An 18,590-nucleotide genomic window follows, 5' to 3' on the forward strand; every position below is an offset into this window, starting at 1 on the left:
GAAACTCTTGGCGAGTTTCGCTACAGGAGACGCTACGAAGAAGTTTCGTGACGAAGACAATGCCGATGACAGGCTGGAAGCCTATCCCACATTGGCTATGCACTTGGGGGCACAAGTCCTTCGGGCAACTTGCCTTGAGCGACCTCGTCGTCCCACTCGTCCATCAACGGCCAACTGTCCGCAAGCGTTCCGAAGTCGGCCATTTTCAAGTAGCCGCGAACACGATCAATCGTGCGATTCAGCAAATCTTTGTTGTTGCGGAAAATCGGGCCGTGACTCGGAGCCAACCATTTGACATCACTGTCGCGAATCCGCTCGAGTGATTTCACGAACGCCTTGATGTCGCTGCCGTGATGAGCGTCAATCGCTCCGATGCAACCATCACGATAAATATTATCGCCACTGAGCAAAACGTCGCCATGACGGAACGCTAACTGGCTGTCGGTGTGTCCCGGCGTATGCCAAACTTCGAGCTCGAGCTTGCCAATCTTGATGATGTCACCGTCGTTGATTTCGTGCTCGATTTCGACCGGAGGCATCGCGAGCTTCAGGTTTTGGGCTTCGATCTCCGCCAGCGTGATCAACGTGTCCCCTTCGCGAAGCGGCTTGACCGCTTTGGGATGGCCTGAAACCGTCGTCTTGAGCAACTGCTTGGCTTTAGCAAGTCCCTGAATGTGATCGACGTCCGCGTGGGTTGCGACAAGCGTTTTGCAGCGTGACAGCGGGAAATCGAGCTGCCGAATGATCTCGACGAAATCCTCGACCGTTTCCTCGTAACCGATGTCGATCAAGATCCATTCGTCTTGGTCGTACACTAGGTAGACGTTGCAACCGAGAACCTCGCCAGCTTGAAAATTAAGCTCGATCACGCCTGGGAAAATGGGTTTACGAATCAACATAACGAAAGAAATCTCAGAGAAAGAATTAGCGGGTGCGGTATTCTACGCAGGCTCAGCAAGCAACGAAAACCCGGTTGACATGATTCGTCGGCGAAATGGCTTTACTGCAAACCAAGTGTCGGGGAGCCCTCACCGATGGAATTTTTCAAAAACGATGAACTTTTTGAATCAATGTTCTTTCAGGATCTGAGCCAATCCTTCGCGATAGGTCGGAAAGGCCAGCTCGGGCAACAAGTTCATCTTCAGCCGGCGATTCCAGATTCGTTTATTGCTTTCGCTTCGCATTTGCTTAGCCGATCCCGCAACCGGAGCCTCGAAGACGGGAGGCTTGGCGCGACACTGGCGGGCAATTTCGCAGTAAAAATCCCGTCGGATCATCGGCTCGTCGTCTCCAACCACGTACATCCTGTAGGCGGGGTTCTGCCACGCTGCGAACACTGCACGGGCGGCATCGACGACATGAATCAGATTCAAGTAACCCTCTTTGGAGGACGCGATTGGCTGGCCGTTGAGAATATTGGCGATCCGCGGCACGCGTCCGGGCCCGTAAATCCCGGCCAACCGCAGGATCGTCCATGGAGCGTCCGGACGATGACGATGCAGTAGATCTTCGGCCTGCAGATGCACCCGGCCTCCTTCGCGATTGGGCTTGGCGGGCGATCGTTCGTCGACCCAAACGCCATCGGTTTGGTGGTAAACCCCCGTGGTGCTGATGTAACAGAGGTGAGCCTGGTCGGACACAACGCCCAGCAAATTCCGCATTCCGCCGACTTGCGATTGATAGCGAGACACCCTGCTCGAGGAATCGTGGCTGACGGCAACGAGGACCTGATCGACCTCCGGTAACGCCCGCAAACTAGAACGATTCGTCCAATCGGCAATAATCGGCTCAATTCCTCGCTCACGCAGCTCTATAGCTCGCTGAGGACGGCGTGTGGTGGCGAAAACGGTGTGTCCCACATCGCCAGCCATTTGGGCCACCCGCGACCCCAAGTAGCCGCATCCAACGATCAAAATGCGATTTTTAGGCATAATTGATGATTTCATCCTTTTTAAGCCGTTCGGCGATAGCGATTTGCCGCTTCATTTTTCACCTTCTTGCTCTACTGGCTACAATAAAGCCGCGAACGAAACGACGGCGGATCGTTCGCTAGAAAAACAATTCAAAAAACATCTTGAACCTTAAAAACACTACGTTTGGGGACTCACATTGCCCCTTCGATTATGCAGCCTCAGCGAGGATCCAGTATTGAAATCGACAGTCGCGTTCACTTCCGGCCTTTTCAACGTCCCCTGCTTATGGCTTTTGCTATTTGGCTTGGTTGCCGCTGCTTCGACTGAAATCCCTACTGCGGAGGCTCAAGAGCTTAATCGGCAGACGGCTGGTTCCACGAGCGGGACGCTGGTTTCGGTCCCCAATCCACTGCAAGGACTGCTGCGTCGTGGCGGCACCCCATCGTCGCTCGAGCAAATGCGGCTTTTGGAACAACAGCAGCAACAGGTCTCGAAACGCGCTCGGGATTGTACCGTCAGTGTCCAGATCGGTGCAGCGCAAGGCTGTGGCGTGATTATCACCGACACCGGGTACATCCTCACTGCGGCTCATGTGGCGATGCGACCCAACGAAAGTGCGGTAATCCGCTTGTCCAACGGACGAACGGTGATGGCAACCACGTTGGGGATGAACCGCAGCGTCGATGCCGGATTGATCAAAATCAACGACGGACAAAATGAAGGCCAACCCTGGCCTCACGCAACGCTCGGGACAAGCGACAAATTAGTGCCCGGCATGTGGTGCATCGCCACCGGGCATCCCGGGGGCTACGACCGCGGTCGAGGCCCGGTGACCCGTGTCGGACGTATTCTGACCGTCCGTCCCGATGCGATCGTGACCGATTGTGCCTTGATTGGTGGCGACAGCGGCGGCCCGCTATTTGATATCGAAGGCCGCTTGATTGCCGTGCACAGCCGAATTGGCAACGATGTTGCCGATAACCTGCATATCCCCGTGGATCATTACGACATTTCTTGGAAACGGTTGGCCGCCAGCGAGTCGTGGGGCGTGCTCCCCGGTTTTCGTCCCGTTTTAGGTGTCGCCGGAAACCAATCCGAAAGCGTTGCGAGGGTGCGAGAGGTCAAAAAAGGATCTCCCGCCGAGGATGCCGGAATGCTTGTGGACGATATCGTCGAGAGTTTTGGGAAAGTTCGGGTGACCGATTTTAATTCGCTTAGCAAAGCAGTGGCCGATACAATGCCCGGCGAACGCGTCGAGATTTGGGTCAATCGTAGTAACAAACGCGTTCGTGTTGTTGTTGAAATAGGACGCGAAGAATAGAGGCGTCACACTCGACGATGTAGGTAGGTCGGCCGTAAACTTGTTCGCATGCAGAATGCGATTTCATTCTGCTTCGGTGTCGTTTTGTTGGAGACAACGTTTTGAATTCATTGCTGTTACAAATGCATCGACGAACCGCCTGCGGCGTGCTCGCCCTGATCGTTGCCACCCTCGGGGTTGCCGATACTGCCAACGCTCAAACGACTCGGACACCTGAGTGGTTGCGTCAAGGATTTAGCATCAAAGTCTCGCATCGTCGTGACAACGGCGAAATGATGCAACTTGTCCACCCGATCTTGGGAAATATTGACGAATCGGTGGTCCAAGTGATCAGCGGCGGACGCCCAGTTGCTCTCGGGACGATCGTCGGCGCCGATGGCTATGTGTTGACCAAACGCAGTGAACTGAGCGGTGGAGACCCGATCCGAGTGCGACTACACGATGGACGTTTGCTGCCAGCACGTGTTGCCGCAGTTCGTCGTTCCAATGATCTCGCACTGCTGAAACTCGATGCCAATTTTGATTTCAAGCCGGCCGAGTTCTATCCTTTGCAACCTCCGGTGGGAAGTTTCGTCATTACCCCTGGTCGCACGGGGCGTCCAATTGGAATCGGCAGCCTTGGTGTTTTAGAGCGACGGGTTGACCACAAAGGACGGCTCGGAGTGGTGCTCGGCAACAGCACCAATGGACGTGCTCGAGTGCAAGGTGTCTGGCCCGACAGCGGTGCAGACGAAGCGGGCATCGAACCTGAGGACCAGATCATTGCGATCAATGGACAAGAAGTTTTTAACAGCGACAACGTCATCAACACGTTGCGTGGCATGTTCCCTGGCGAAAGTGTCCAGTTAACGATCGTTCGATCTGGAAACACGATGGAGATGAACGCGGGCATCCGTGAGTTCGGCATATTGCAAGAATCTGAAAACGACAGCCGTGTCAACGGACCGCGCAACGTACGGCTAAGCGGGTTTGACCGCGTGTTCCAGCACGACACCGTGTTGGATCCTGATCAATGTGGCGGCCCAGTCCTCGATTCCTCCGGCCGCGTGATCGGATTGAACATCGCCCGTGCCGGCCGCGTGGTCAGCTACGCGTTGCCCTCGTCACTGGTATTGCCCGAGATGGTCAACATGCTGCAAGAAGCCCGCGGCACAACGAACTAGTGCTGCGTCGTAGCTAAGAATTAGGGTTGGTGGTAGCGGAAGTCGTCAAGACTTTCGTTGTATTTGCCCGCCGATCCGAAACTCCCGCGCGAGTTCCGCTACTCTAAAAGTAAGCTGCAACGCAGCACTAGTGCGATGAGTCCTCCATGCTGCACCTCTCCCAAACGCAGTTTAGGGAGCGTTCGAGCGAGCGTTCAGCGAAGCTCGGGTGAGGGCCTGTTGATTCAGTGAGCCGCTCGCGTGTGAGCGGCTCGCGTGTGAGCGGCCGGGTTCCACGCATCACCCGGTGCCTTACGGCCCACGGCTCACAAAAGGATCGTCGTTTCACCGGTAAATACCGAACGACCTGCTTAACTCGCACCCGGCCATCAGTTCGACAACCGGTTGCATCGCACCGAATGCCGGACGCGCATTTCGGTCTTGCCATCCGCGCTGATGCGGAGATATTCGTCGCGATGATTCGCGGGCAAAAGTTTAGGTGCGGTATTGCGCCACGAATCAGTCGTATTCCCACGAATCTCAACACTTGTCGTGCGGACTTGATCGTGATGCGGATTGGGAAGTGCCCCAGGTGAGAAGTGTCGGTTGGGAGCCGGATGCGCCGGCGGCGCCCGCTGGCAAATGCATTCGTCGGATCGAAGGCAATTCGGTGATCCACTGGATTGTGATCCACTGGACAAAGTAGGAGGCACGCTCCGGTAACGACCGGTTGATCTGGAATAACTTCAACCTCTGGCTACATCCCGCGCCCACTTCACCGGCTATCTGTTTTTCGTAATCTTATCGTCCAAGCCCGTCGCATTTGCCCGGTCTCATTAACTATATTGCAGACTGTATATTCTTAGACATACCGAGTTCCGTGGAACGATTCATTGGGGAGTAGCTGTGTTGTTTCGGCCGATTTCATTCGTCATGGCATTTGTTTTCATTAGCGCAGCGTCTGCGGCGGATTTGCAGTTTGACGGACTTGTTGATGACACTGGACGCCAGTTGTTGGTTGGCAAGCCCGCCGTCATTCAATTCATCAGCGGGACGGTCGTTGGCGACGTCGAAGTCGTGGGCTTCATCAAAGACCCTCGATCCGACGCGATCCGATTCTTCCAGTACCAGGACGGCAAACGCAAACCGAAGATGAAAGCCACGGACGTGTATCGCCTCTTGATTGACGGAAGACCCTACTCGTTTCGCTACCATCGACCTTCGGGCGGGGTTCACCTGATTGACTTGAACAAGGCACAGGCTGATGCCGAGGCCCGCATTACTGGTAGCAACAAGACGCTCCGCGACCCGCAAACGGAGGAAGAAATCAGAGAGGCGGTTGGCGATCAGATTGGAATTTTCAATGATGCTCGCAAATCGCTTGCACCGGTCAACTTGAGTTTCGCGGAATCCGACTTTTGCTTGCTGTTGACCGATTTTCCGCAGCAAGCGGCGGAGCAGGTTGCCAAGCAGGTCGATGTGATGTGTCAACAAATGAACAGCGTCTTTGGGCTGCCCAAGAGTGCAAACATTTGGCAAGGCAAGATGATGGTGGCGGTATTCAGCCAGCGCGAGATGTTTGGAAAGTTCGAGTCGGATGTGATGAACAACCCGAACTTCGGAACGAGTACCACGATCTATCACAACAATCGCCAGCGTTTTTTGGTTGCGACGTACCGCGAGAAACTTGATGCATCGGTTGCGTCGACCATCTCGTGGAGCATGGCGGACGGGTACGTCGGTCGATATCGTTCCGATGTCAAGCTTCCGCGTTGGGTGCAATCTGGTTTGAAAGACATGTTACATCGTGTGATGTTCCCGGATCCGAAGCGAGATGCCGCCGCGCGAAACATTGCAGCCGACCGGCTCAGACGCACTGGAAGTCTGTTCGGCATCCTGCAGGCGACGGAAATCGATGACGAGCGTGAAGTCCTGGCCAAACTACTGGTGATCCACCTCGTCGAAGCTGATCCAAAAGCATTCAGCCAATTCTTCGAGGACTTGAAGTTGGGGGTCAAGTGGGACGACGCACTCAAGGCGAATTACGGGGCGACCCCAGAAGCCTTCGCCGCCGACTTCGGAAGAAGGATGGGCGTGCCCAATCTGACCCCGTGACGCGGTGTGATTGCCAGACAGAAAGATTGTAGCGACAGAAGAATTGGAAGAGACGAGGTGCGGCGTGTCTTATCTTCCTCCTTCCTTTTTCCTTTTCATGGCGTAATCGGTGTTCGGACTCGCTTCGTCATATAATGTTTTCTAAGCTGCGATTTTCTAACCTCTTACGGCTGTGGCTTGGCTGATAGTGGGGGCACCTCACCACGGTGACTGCTTCCACGATCGCACTTCGATCTTGCCATCCTCGCTAATGCGAACTCGGACGGCTCCTACTTCGGCAGTCACGTACACTCCGGCGCCAGTCGTGTTTAACATCGCTCGAACCGCTGGCTTTCTCGCTCGTTTCCCGCCGCTGACGATCACTTCGGCTGGACGTGACCACTGCAGGATTGATTCCGCATTCATCGTCAGACTGCCGTGATGTGGCGCCATTAACGCGCCGCCCGGTGGTGGTCGCAGCTTGTTGATCAATGCCTCCGTTCCCGGTGGCTCAAGATCGCCAGGCAACACCAAAGTTTTCCCACCTACATCGATCCGTAACACCAAACTGTTTGCATTGTCATTGCCATCCATTCGCCAGGGCGGCGGATGCAGAAACGCAAATTGCCGCGGAATCTCTGCAACCACGCTCGATTCGAACGCCTCCACCACGGGCACCTTAGCGGCATCAATTGCGGTTCGGATCGGCAACAAACCGGATTCGGACTGCCTTAGCATTCCGGGTGGCGTGATGATTCGGTCAACTCGGAATCGGCGCAGCACACCAGGGATTGCGTTGTAGTGATCCGAATCGGCATGCGACAAAAAGATTGCGTCCAAACGTGTTGCACCGATCGACCATAGTGCTGCATCGATATCTCGACTGCTGCCCGTCTCGTTAGCCATCCGTCCACAATCGTAAAGAAACACATGCCCCACGTCGTCTCGCATGACAACGCTTGTCCCGTGCCCGACGTCGACAAACGTCGCCTCGAACATCCCTTGATCCATCGGCGGCGGAGTTGTCGCCATCATCCAGGCGGTCACCATCCAGACCACGATCCAGCCGTAACGGAACCGTGAGCTGACTCGACTTGGTGGCCAGGAAAGCGAGCCGACCATCACCAGATAAAATACAGCCACGCTCCATGTGGGCGGCGAAGGAAGCCAAAAATGGCCGCAGGGAACTTCCGCTGCAATACCAATGATGCTTCGCATCCATTGCAAGAACAGTCCGCACAAGTACCCCGGAACGCTTGCGGCCGATTCAAACACCCAGCCGACCACGACCGTGGCAACGCCACTGGCCAAGGTGATAAACAATAGTGGACTCAAAATCACGTTGGTGGCGACACTGACAGACGACACCACATGAAATTGGTGCCATACCAAGGGGATACTGATCGCTGTGACACAACCGCTGTACCAAACCATCCTCGCAATCCAGAACCATGCGATCCGGGAGTAACGGACATAGTGAGATTGTGACGACTGCAATAACGCATCAAGTTGCCGCTCGTTTTCAAGGGCTAAATCGACCGAACGCGATTTGGTAATCGTGCGAGCGCCGCACAGGAACAATGTTCCCACCGCCAGGAACGACAATTGAACGCCGACATGAAATAGATTCTCGGGGTTGATCGCGATAAGAATCAGCGCGGCAAGTGACAAAGTATTAATGGGCTGCGTCGGTCGTTTGAACCACAACGAGAACATCAGCATCCCGACCAACACCGCAGCTCGCATCACCGGCGGACGCCCTCCGGTGATCGCAGTGTACAGACAACACACCAGCAACACCCAAGCAATGTTGGCTCCAAAGGGAAACCGCAGCAGCATCGCAATCCAGTTCGCCAATACGACCACAATCGCGAGATGCAATCCGCTAACGCTCAACAAGTGAGCGGTGCCCGTCACCAATAATAGGTCACGTGTTTCAGGATCGACAAAATCGCGCTGCCCGATCACCAATGCGACCGCCAGCGGTCCTGACGCATCGCTGGTGTGCTTCAACAACAGCTCACGACTCTCGTTGGCGATCACCGCGATGGGACGATCAAAATCCCAGTGGTGGCCGATCTGCTCGATTTGTGTTTCGCGGTCGACGTCGATGCGGGCATGAATCCCACGACGTCGGTAGACCGGTCGCAGATCGTTCTCGCCAGGATTTGTTGGTGCAACGATCTTTGCTATCGCACCGTGGGCTCGGATGACGTCGCCAGGCAGAAAATGATCGAGTCGTCCGCTGCAAACCACCATCGCTCGTCCGCGGCAAGGGACTAAATCTTCACCGACACGAATCCGGTCGGATTGTAATTCGATGACCGACTGCCAGGGTGATTGATCTTGCCCCCGCACCGAATCGGCTAGCGGGTTGCGGCGAATCACGACCGGTCGGTCGATGGATCCCTCGACAATCGCAGGCTCAGCATATTCGCCTGCAAATCGACGCAGCGATGCCGATTGATAGACATAGTCGTTGTAGCCCTGCCAAAGAGCCGCAAGCGATGCGATGCCTAAAACCACCGCTGCGCGCTTCAACACCGCAGCTGAAAACGCAAAGAGCAGGCAAGAAACGACCGCAACGCCCCCCCAGAGCATGATTCGCGTCTGGAACCCAACTGACAGTACGGCATCCAATGCAACTCCGATCGCGGCCGCAATTGCCAGCAACAACAGGGGGTGGCGTGGCCAAAAGTCAGCCATCCGCCAGCCGGGATCGCGATCATGTGCCGCACCCGATACCGCAGCCAAAGCACGCCCCCCCTTTTCATCCAGGTCGACAAATCGAGTACGATAGCCAAGCCAAAGCGGCTGACTTTCTGTTTCTCCATCCCTCTAAGTCTATCACATCCAATGTTACACCCTTTCAAACGGTCCCTGTTTCCGGTGTCAACACTGGCAGCACCCACGGCCACGATCACGCTTCTTAGTTCACTGCTCCTCTCAGGGTTCACCTCCGACCTCGCCATGGCTCAAGAATCAACCACGCTGACAACATCCCAACGCACGATGCAATACCCCGAAACCAGGACGGTCGACGTCACGGACGACTATCACGGGCATCGTGTCGCCGACCCCTACCGCTGGCTCGAAGACACCGAGAGCGAGGAAACCGCAGCGTGGGTGAAGGCCGAAAACGAAGTCACGCAAGCTTACTTGCAATCGCTGCCCCAGCGAGAACCGATGCGAGCACGACTCGAAAAACTGTGGAACTACGAACGATTTGGTCTGCCCAGCCCCAAAGGCGATTACTACATCTACTCGCATAACAACGGCTTGCAAAACCAAAGTGTGTTGTACAAGGCCGATTCATTGGACGCCGAACGTCAAGTGCTGATCGACCCCAATAAGCTCAGTGAAGATGGCACCGTTGCGCTCGGTTCGACCGTCACGACGCAAGATGGAAAATTCATGGCGTACTCGTTAGCCGACGGCGGCAGCGATTGGCGAACTTGGAAAGTCCGTGAGGTGGCGACCGGGAACGATCTTGAAGACATCGTTCGTTGGAGCAAGTTCAGCGGCATCGCCTGGATGCCCGACGCCAGCGGTTTCTTTTACGCTCGCTACACCGCGCCGGTCGAAGGCCAAGAGTTAACCGGTACTAACGAAAACCAACGTTTGTATTTTCACCGTCTCGGTGATGATCAATCCAAGGACACGCTGATTCTCGAGCGGCCCGATGAACCAAAGTGGGGGTTCTCGCCATCGGTCACCGACGATGGACGCTATCTGATCATTCACAATTGGAAGGGCAGCGAACCCAAGTCGCAAGTCTTCATCAAGGATCTGTCCAAATCCGATGCCAACGTCCAGCCGTTCATCAGCGGGTTTGATGCCGAGTACGAGTGGATCGCGTCGGTCGATGCGACGCATTATTTCGTGACCGACAACGACGCACCGAAACGCCGTTTGATTGCGGTAGAAGTCGGCCAAGCCGATCGTGACAACTGGAAAGAGATCATCCCCGAAGGCGGCGACGTGCTCGAATCGGCCAGCTTGTTTGGTGAGACATTTTATCTGAGTTATCTCAAAGACGCCCGCAGCCGCGTGGCTCGCTTCTCAATCGAAGGCAAATTCGCAGACGATTTGCCGCTACCCGGCGTGGGCAGTGCCAGCGGTTTTGGCGGTCGACAAGATGCCACGGAAACCTTCTTCGACTTTACCAATTACGTGACGCCCGGCGAAATCTATCGCGTCGACTTGGCCACAGGAAAGACCTCGTTGTGGCGACGTCCTGAAACGCCAATCCAAGTCGACGATTATGTCACCGAACAACTCTTTGCAACTAGCAAGGATGGAACGAAAGTTCCCGTGATCGTGACGCGACATCGTGATACGAAACTCGACGGTTCCAATCGCACGCTTCTGTATGCGTACGGTGGATTTAATATTTCGTTGACACCGTCGTTCTCACCCGCCAGTGCGGCCTGGGTTGAAAACGGAGGCATTTATGCAGTCGCAAACCTTCGCGGCGGAGGCGAGTATGGCCGTGAATGGCATGAAGCGGGGATGCGGCTGAACAAACAAAATGTGTTTGATGACTTCATCGCAGCCGCAGAACACTTGATCGACAAAGGCTACACGAAATCAAGTCGTTTGGCGGTTCGTGGTGGCAGCAACGGCGGACTGCTTGTTGGTGCCGTGATGACTCAGCGGCCCGATTTGTTTGGTGCCTGTTTACCCGCAGTCGGCGTGATGGACATGCTGCGATTCCACAAGTTTACGATCGGATGGGCATGGGCGACCGAATACGGCAGCAGCGACGAAGAGGACCAGATCGAAAATCTGCTTTCCTATTCGCCGCTACATAATTTGAAACCAGGAACCTGTTACCCCGCGACCCTGATTTCGACAGCCGATCGGGATGATCGCGTTGTCCCGGGACACAGCTTCAAATTCGCAGCCACGTTGCAGGCCGCTCAGAGTTGCGACAACCCCACCTTGATTCGAATTGAAACGCGAGCCGGGCACGGGGCAGGCACGCCGGTCAGCAAACGAATCGACGAGTACGCCGACCTATGGGCCTTCTTGCTCGAGAATTTGAAGTAAGCAGGTCAATATGAGTCATTTCACATAATGAACTGAGCCGACGTATACCGCACGATCTGCTTAGTTAACGGTTTACTACGAACGCTGAGTGTTCCAGAGCGCGAGCAGCTCGACGAGGTGCTCGGTCGCTTCGACCATCTCGTCGAGACAAGCAAATTCGCGAACGCTGTGAATATTGTGCTGGCCGCTGGACAAATTCGGGGTCGGCAACCCTTTCTCGGTTAGTTGACTGCCATCGGTTCCGCCGCGAACGATCTCGCGGCTACAGGGGCGGCCAAGGTTCTTGAACGCCTGCTCGGCAAATTCAACCGACTGAGGCAACTTTTCAAGTCCCTCGCGTAGATTGCGGTATTGGCGGTAAATCTTGACGTCAGCTTTGACCCCCGGCGTCTTCTTGGCAGCCGTTTCGGCCGCCGCGCGAACGATGTCGGCATAGCCCTTCAGATCCTCGGAATCAAACGATCGCAAAATCAACTCGACCGTTGCTTCGCCAACGCCGCCATGGATCGCATTGGGGTGAATAAATCCCTGTCGATCCGAAGTGGTTTCCGGTGTCATGCCGTCGCGAGGTAATGCAGCGAGAAAGTCAGCTGCAGCTCGCGTCGCATTGACCATCACGTCTTTAGCGATCGCGGGGTGAATGTTGTTGCCCGTAAATCGCACGGTCGCTCCGTCGGCCGAAAATGTTTCGACATCGATGTCTCCTGCACCGCCGCCGTCAACGGTGTAAGCCACCGTCGCATTGAGTTTTTGCAAATCAATTTTGTCGGTGCCATGACCGATCTCTTCGTCACAAGTGAACAACAAACGAACATCGCCGTGTTGCAAGTGCGGGTTCTCGATCAACGTTTCAGCCAGTTCCATGATGATTGCAATGCCGGCCTTGTCATCGCCACCGAGCAAAGTCGTTCCGTCGGTTGTGATCAGTGTCTTGCCAATCAGCGAAGCAAGCTCGGGCGTTCCCGAAAATGAAATCTCGTTGCCTGATGGAAGCGAGATATCGCCTCCGGCATAGGCCTCGATGACTTGCGGAGTCACGTTCGCACTGGGCGCCTCGGGCGACGTGTCCATGTGAGCCACCAGTGCGACTGCTGGACTGGTGCCACCGTTAGTTGCGGGAACAGTGCCCCACACCAAGGCGTTCTCGTCCATGTGAGCGTCCGTGATGCTCATTGCCAATAACTCCTGCTCCAACAACTGAGCCAGCGTTCGCTGTTTTGACGAACTTGGGTAATCAGTGCTGTTGGGGTCCGCAGCAGTATCGATCCGCACGTAACGCAGGAAACGCTCAAGCAGTCGTGAGGAATTGATCGTGACGGTAGGGTTTTGGTTCATGGTAAATTCGGAAAACGGGTTTGTCGTGTGAGTAACGCCTAGATTTGATATCTTTAGACGAGTGGCAGTTATTACTTTTCCGTAGCCGATCTCGCCAGAGATTGGATTGCTGGTTCAAAGTTTGGCAACTTCGGCTACGGCAGATACGTTTGTTTCTGTCGATCGCCTTACAACCGGTGTCGTCATATTAAGAAAGAATGGCTGGCAGTTTAAGCCGAGCAGCGTCCAGAATCGATCGTAACAACGCCGCAACGCCTTTAACCGCGTCGCGGGGGCGACCACGCCGACCAAGCATTAACCAATCCAACATCCTGCTCCGCGAACGGCCTCGCGAGGCACCATCCTGCGAAGAATCCCATGACCGAAAAAGTTGCCCATTTCATTTTCGACGTGGAGAGTATCGCGGACGGGGAATTGATCGCAGATGTCCGATACGGAGGCCAAGGCCTGTCGCCCAAAGAGGCGATCGCGACCTACCAAGATGAACTTGTCGAACAAAACGGCACAACGTTTATCCCCCACACCTACCAGATTCCGATCTCGGTCGTGATCGCCAAAGTCGCACGCGACTTTAGCTTGATTGACATCGTATCACTCGATGAGCCTCTCTTTCGCCCCCACGTGATCACAGAACATTTTTGGCGAGGCTGGGAAATTTACGGTAAACCTCAATGGGTGACGTTCAACGGTCGTTCGTTTGATCTGCCGATCATGGAATTGGCAGCATTTCGATACGGCGTCTCGGCGGCCCAGTGGTTCAAAAACGATGGCTACCGATCGCCGCGAAACCGGTTCACCACCGAAGCTCACTTGGATCTGCAAGAATTGCTGACCAATTACGGTGCCGCGCGATGCAATGGCGGACTGAACCTGATTGCACAGTTGGTGAAAAAGCCGGGCAAGATGGATCTGCGTGGCGACCAAGTTCAGCAGCAATATGATGACGGAAAATTGACCGAGATCAGTGATTATTGCCGCTGTGATGTGCTCGACACCTACTTCATCTTCCTGCGATCGATGGTGCTGATGGGCAAGACCACGATCGACAATGAGATGCAGTTGGTGCAAAAAGCAAAACAGTGGATCGAGCAGCGTGCTGATACGTCGGATGCTTATACGGCCTACCTAAACGCGTGGCGTGATTGGGAAAAACCTCAAAACAAAAAAGCGACGGATACGGAATCGGACGAAGCCCCGCCAAGCCTCGACTCCGTCGATAGCGAAGTAGCAGCGGCCCACGAACCATCCACGACTAGCGAAGCCACCGAGTCCTCCGATGGTAATCACAATAAAGGCCAATAACGACGACTCCATCAACCAATCTTGATGCTAGCAAAATGCGATGTCAGAACTCGCCTTTACCTGGAAGCCGGTTTCCAGCTAGGGTCCTCCATCGGACTTTTCGTTCCACGGATCTTCTCCATTACAAACAGGTAGCCTGCTAGGGGCATGTTGATGGCTAGACAAGGAAGTCTTTGCCGGCATACTTCACGTTTCGCCCTTATTTCCAGGGCGATCCTGCACTACTGCGCGCTAATTTTCATCGGCATTGCCCTGACGAACGGCGTCATGTCGACTGCCATCGCACAGGATGCTAGCGGTGCCCAGCCTGAATCACTGCAGGCCGAGAATGCTTCGATAGCGAAAATCACGCCCCCAGCCTCGCAAGGCGAACCCCTCGACTTAAATCTACAACTCGACTGGTCTGCTGAAACACTTCAACGTTGGCACGTCGAAGTCGAAGTGATCGACCCAAATGGCACCGCAACAATCTCGGAACTGCATAATTTGTGTAGTGACCCGACGACGTGCGGGATGATGCATCGCTCCGACACGGGCGTTGCTTGGCATTTCCACTCCTCTGTCGCGATGACATCCGGCGGAGCGGCGTTCCACGTAAACGCTGCGAAAACCGCTGAAATTGTCGTCACGATGAAGGCGTCCGCCGCCAACCCAACGGCCCCCAGCGGGTCACTCGATTCATCGACCACTGCGGAAACACCCGCTCCGACGGTCACGCGAATCCCGATCACCGAGCTGTTGCAGGACTCGAAAACAAGCGGATCCGAACCGCAATGGACTCTGAAGCGAGTGACAGATGACTTGCTTCGCGTCTGGATCGATCCAGCCGAGGGCGTATCTCCCTCAGGCATGATTTGCGAACCCAGTACTGAAATGTCGCTTTACGTCCGCGGCAACTCCGTCCAACTCCCCGCTGAGGGTGAACTGCGCCTGCACAGCTCGATGATCCGAGTCGCTGACAACCACGTCGTGGCAACCAAAACATCACCGATCTCGCTTGATACCAATGGCACTAGCGAACCGATCCTGTTCAAACATGTGGCTCCGGCGGAACCGGGTGTTTACGAAGTTCGCTTTGAATTAGAACACAACCAAAATCCATTGTGGTCGCGATGGCGTCGACCTAACGAACCGATTGCACGTGCGAACCATGTCTTCACGGTGTTGCCTGAGCGAACGTCGCTCAATGGCGATATCGACTTTGAATCATGGCACACGGTTGCCAAGATCAAACCCACCGATGGTTCTCAGTGGACAGTCCCCACCTTTTTCAGCGCTCGCAACAACCCGCTGATCCCCACCAGTTTGATCAAGCAAGATCGCCCTCATTCCAATTCAATTGATGCCGGACAAAAGATCACGATTGTTCCAGGCGGCAAGACATTTGAATCAAATCTGACAAAGTTACGCGCTGGTCATCCGCACGCGATCACCGTTCGCTATCCCGCCAATCGTGCCATCCAAGTGCGAATGGAACTGACAAACGATACAAACAAAAATATCGCTCCGGCACACTATGTGTTGATTGACGAAAAGCGAGCCTCGGACCGCTATCGTGACGACCAAAACCAATGGCGAAGCCAATCGTTCCTGTATTACCCCAGCGGGAACGATCAACTTCGTTTGACGAACTTGGATCTCGAGCAAGATGCTGCGATTGAATCGATTGAAATCAAAGCTGGTCCGTTGAACTTCGCGGCTCGTCCGTCAACGCTCGAGAACCATTCGCTAAGCCGTTCGCGAATGTCGACTCTGAGCGTCAACGGGATCGACTGGCCTGACCGATTAGCCGGCGATGAGGCCAAACGGCTAGCCAAATCCGACTTCAGTAGTGCCGCAATCTCGCTGCATCAGCTATTCGTCGCTACCGGACGCTTACAAGAATACGCAGCATTGCTAGGCGTCAATTCGATTTGCATCTCGGCGAACGAGGGTGGCAAGACATTGTTCCCCACCGCTGAATTTCTGCCGACACCAGCGTCGAAATTGCACCCCGATCACAAACAACAAACACAGCGACTCGACCTCATCTTGAGTCTGATGGATCGCAGCGATCTTCAAGTGGTGATCGGAATCCATCCCACGATGACGATGCGACACGTGGAAATCAACGCCAAGCACAGCAGCAGCGGCGAACCCTTGTCGCATTACACTTTGATTGATCCCGTCGTGCAGCAAGCGATGTATGCGTGGATCCAAGAATTGTTGCAACACACGAATCCTCACACCTGTTTTGCTGGCGTGACGATCCCGTGCAGTGCATCGCATCACACGGCCGCGTTTGATTCGGCTCACCCGCCGAGCGAAGCGGTACTGCGACAATTTGCGATCGCCGTGGGGAAACCAAGTGCGACGATCAGCGAAGTCCAAGGCTGGATTCACCAAGACAAGCATGCCTCGCTACAAAAATGGGCGATCCAATCGAACCGTAATTTCTACACTTCGGTTTCCCATTTGCTTGGCAGCAAACTCTGCCTGATGACCGAACTTTCACCGTCCCACGTCTCGTCCGAATCAGGGGTTTCGTTGGTCGATATGACGTGGCCGCCTGTGCAATCGAATTTGGTTCCGATGGCGTCGCACAAACATGAAGGTCGGACCACGTTGGCTCAGCAAATCGATGACCAACAAAACGCCAACCATTATGTATCGCTGCTTCAACCGATCACAGGCCGCGTCGGGCTTAGCATCACCCCGCATCCCATTGCGTCCACGCCACAGGCGAACCCTGCTAGTGACCCGACAGTGCCCTCGCAAGCCACGATCATCGACCGCTCGCTGTCACAGAACTTGAGCCGATTGATCGACCGCATTGACCCTCGTGTTGTGATGATTGACCACGCGACCTTGTCCGGAAGTGTTGCTCAACCGTTGCGTCCGATCTTCCTTGCCTACAACGCTTCGCCCAGTCGACCGATGAAGGAATTTGGGTCACCCGATCAAGCTTCGCAAACGGTCCAAGTACGTTGGGGAATCGAAAACCAGCATCTCGTGTTGAGCCTCACCAACCATGCACCGTGGCCTTGTGAAGTCGACGTGATTGCGAAAAAGGCAATCCAGTGGAAAGCGGTCGGACAAAACACTGCCACGCTTCGCCACAGTGCCGACAAGCTGACCTGTACGGTGGACCTCAACGCCGGACAACTGAAAGTGATTCGCTCGGAACTACCGCAATCATCCGAGGTCCTTTCGACATGGGTTTCTCGGGTCCACGGTGACAACAAAACGATCGAAAAAATTAAATCAGATGTGACCGTCGTCGTGGAACGTTTGGGAATGCTGGCGGACAGCGAGCCTTACGCGGTCCTTTCCAACCCTGGATTCGAAGTCGTCGGCGGCATCGGAATCACCGGATGGATGCACGCCCAATACCCTGAGGGCGCGGTTCGCATTGATGAGAACGAAGCCATCGAAGGATATCGCTCACTCTGTTTAACCACGGCCAATGCGATGGCGACCAAGACGTGGTTGGTCAGCGAAACGATCACGCCTCCGAAAACCGGGCGATTGGCTGTATCGTTGGCTTGCCGCAGCGAGGCCAGCGACGTGACGACACCGCATCGCGTCCGCGTCTCGGTCGAGGGAACACAAGCAGGTGCCTCGTTCCGCCATTCCGAAGAGGTCGACGTGCCTCGAAACGGAACCTGGCAACCTCGGAAAGTCTTGGTCGAAGCCGACAAGATTGATCCGATGACGGTCGATTCGCTGCGAATCACGATCGATAGTTTGTCACCAGGAAAGCTGTGGATTGACGATGTTCACCTGCACGACTTCTTCCCGATGAACAAAGAGCGTGCTGAATTGCAAAGCCAAGCGTTCCTGGCTGTTCAGGGATTACAGCGGGGCAATCTGGCCCCATCGGCTCGCCTGCTGAAAAATCGCTGGGCGCACTTTCTGCTCAATGACACGCGAGTTCGTCCGGCTCCGGTGATCAAAGAAAATCCGGCCGCAGCCGCCGAGCCTATTGGCGTGGCCGAACGGATCAAGGGCTGGCTGCCGAAGCCGATCCGCTTTTAAGCTCTAAGTAGCCGGCCGCGATTTCCACGCGTCGGGACTGGGCCCTGCCGTGAGCGTCCTGCCACGTGATCTCGGCGACAAACAGCTCTGTGCCCGTTTCGATCGCTCGATAATGCCCTGCGATCACTTGCCGCACGTCGCCTCGGCCGCCTCCGATATCGCCCTCGAAATCCAAATAGTGAACCCGGTGATCGGCTAACTTCTCTACCTTCGTAGAAATCCCCTGCTGAAACGACTCGAGCGGCTCGGTGGCCCACGTTTTTAGGACACCGTCCACTTCGAACATCCAATCAAAGTGCGGCGGAACGGGTTCCGATGGTCTTGGCCCGCGTGTCCCCTCGGGGCCGGGGGTGTGCCGCAGGATCACGAAACGGTGTTGAATTGCAGTCAATTTTGCTTGCCTCGGGGCCAATT

The 18,590-nt window shown here is 55.1% G+C and carries 11 protein-coding genes; 6 read left to right on the forward strand and 5 right to left on the reverse strand.

The genetic code is table 11. From position 1 onward, the window contains the following. Nucleotides 1–95: 95 nt before the first annotated feature. Nucleotides 96–899 carry an MBL fold metallo-hydrolase gene (locus SH528x_RS36000; protein WP_442508239.1) on the reverse strand — a complete coding sequence of 268 codons (804 nt, stop codon included), beginning with the start codon at nt 897–899 and terminating at the stop codon, nt 96–98. A gap of 168 nt (nt 900–1,067) precedes the next feature. Beyond that, nucleotides 1,068–1,946: an SDR family oxidoreductase gene (locus SH528x_RS36005; protein WP_442508240.1), complete on the reverse strand. Its 879-nt coding sequence runs from the start codon at nt 1,944–1,946 to the stop codon at nt 1,068–1,070. Nucleotides 1,947–2,148: 202 nt separating this feature from the next. On the opposite strand from SH528x_RS36005, the gene SH528x_RS36010 reads away from it, so the two are divergent. The 3 genes from SH528x_RS36010 (at nt 2,149) to SH528x_RS36020 (ending at nt 6,491) form a co-directional block, all read left to right on the forward strand. Continuing rightward, entirely contained in the window at nt 2,149–3,234 is a 1,086-nt protein-coding gene (locus SH528x_RS36010; protein ID WP_442508241.1) for a S1C family serine protease, read from the forward strand. A gap of 122 nt (nt 3,235–3,356) precedes the next feature. Beyond that, complete coding sequence (locus tag SH528x_RS36015) at nt 3,357–4,397, forward strand: S1C family serine protease (protein WP_442508242.1); 1,041 nt, start codon at nt 3,357–3,359, stop codon at nt 4,395–4,397. A 912-nt stretch (nt 4,398–5,309) separates the two neighbouring features. Further along, on the forward strand, nt 5,310–6,491 hold the full coding sequence (locus SH528x_RS36020) for a hypothetical protein (RefSeq protein ID WP_442508243.1): 1,182 nt from the start codon (nt 5,310–5,312) through the stop codon (nt 6,489–6,491). Nucleotides 6,492–6,689: 198 nt separating this feature from the next. Here the strand turns inward: SH528x_RS36020 and SH528x_RS36025 are convergent, their stop codons facing one another. Beyond that, nucleotides 6,690–9,224 carry a ComEC/Rec2 family competence protein gene (locus SH528x_RS36025; protein WP_442508244.1) on the reverse strand — a complete coding sequence of 845 codons (2,535 nt, stop codon included), beginning with the start codon at nt 9,222–9,224 and terminating at the stop codon, nt 6,690–6,692. A 216-nt stretch (nt 9,225–9,440) separates the two neighbouring features. Between SH528x_RS36025 and SH528x_RS36030 the strand changes: the two genes are divergently transcribed. Then, the gene (locus SH528x_RS36030; RefSeq protein ID WP_442508245.1) at nt 9,441–11,522 is read left to right on the forward strand and encodes a prolyl oligopeptidase family serine peptidase; all 2,082 of its coding nucleotides are present in this window, start codon (nt 9,441–9,443) and stop codon (nt 11,520–11,522) included. A 75-nt stretch (nt 11,523–11,597) separates the two neighbouring features. Here the strand turns inward: SH528x_RS36030 and pepT are convergent, their stop codons facing one another. Continuing rightward, nucleotides 11,598–12,857 carry a peptidase T gene (pepT, locus tag SH528x_RS36035; RefSeq protein ID WP_442508246.1) on the reverse strand — a complete coding sequence of 420 codons (1,260 nt, stop codon included), beginning with the start codon at nt 12,855–12,857 and terminating at the stop codon, nt 11,598–11,600. Between the two features lie 357 nt (nt 12,858–13,214). Here pepT and SH528x_RS36040 point away from each other — a divergent pair, with 357 nt between their 5' ends. Both SH528x_RS36040 and SH528x_RS36045 read left to right on the forward strand, forming a co-directional pair. Next, a complete protein-coding gene (locus SH528x_RS36040) occupies nt 13,215–14,159 on the forward strand; it encodes a 3'-5' exonuclease (RefSeq protein ID WP_442508247.1) in 945 nt (314 codons plus the stop codon). Between the two features lie 267 nt (nt 14,160–14,426). Next, entirely contained in the window at nt 14,427–18,176 is a 3,750-nt protein-coding gene (locus SH528x_RS36045; protein ID WP_442508248.1) for a hypothetical protein, read from the forward strand. Here the strand turns inward: SH528x_RS36045 and SH528x_RS36050 are convergent. Beyond that, nucleotides 18,142–18,567 (reverse strand): DNA polymerase ligase N-terminal domain-containing protein, encoded by a 426-nt coding sequence (locus SH528x_RS36050; RefSeq protein ID WP_442508249.1) that lies wholly within the window; start codon nt 18,565–18,567, stop codon nt 18,142–18,144. The two genes, SH528x_RS36045 and SH528x_RS36050, sit on opposite strands and share 35 nt — an antisense overlap. Nucleotides 18,568–18,590 lie beyond the last annotated feature (23 nt).

It is taken from the genome of Novipirellula methanifontis (assembly GCF_052161655.1).
GTDB lineage: Bacteria > Planctomycetota > Planctomycetia > Pirellulales > Pirellulaceae > Novipirellula.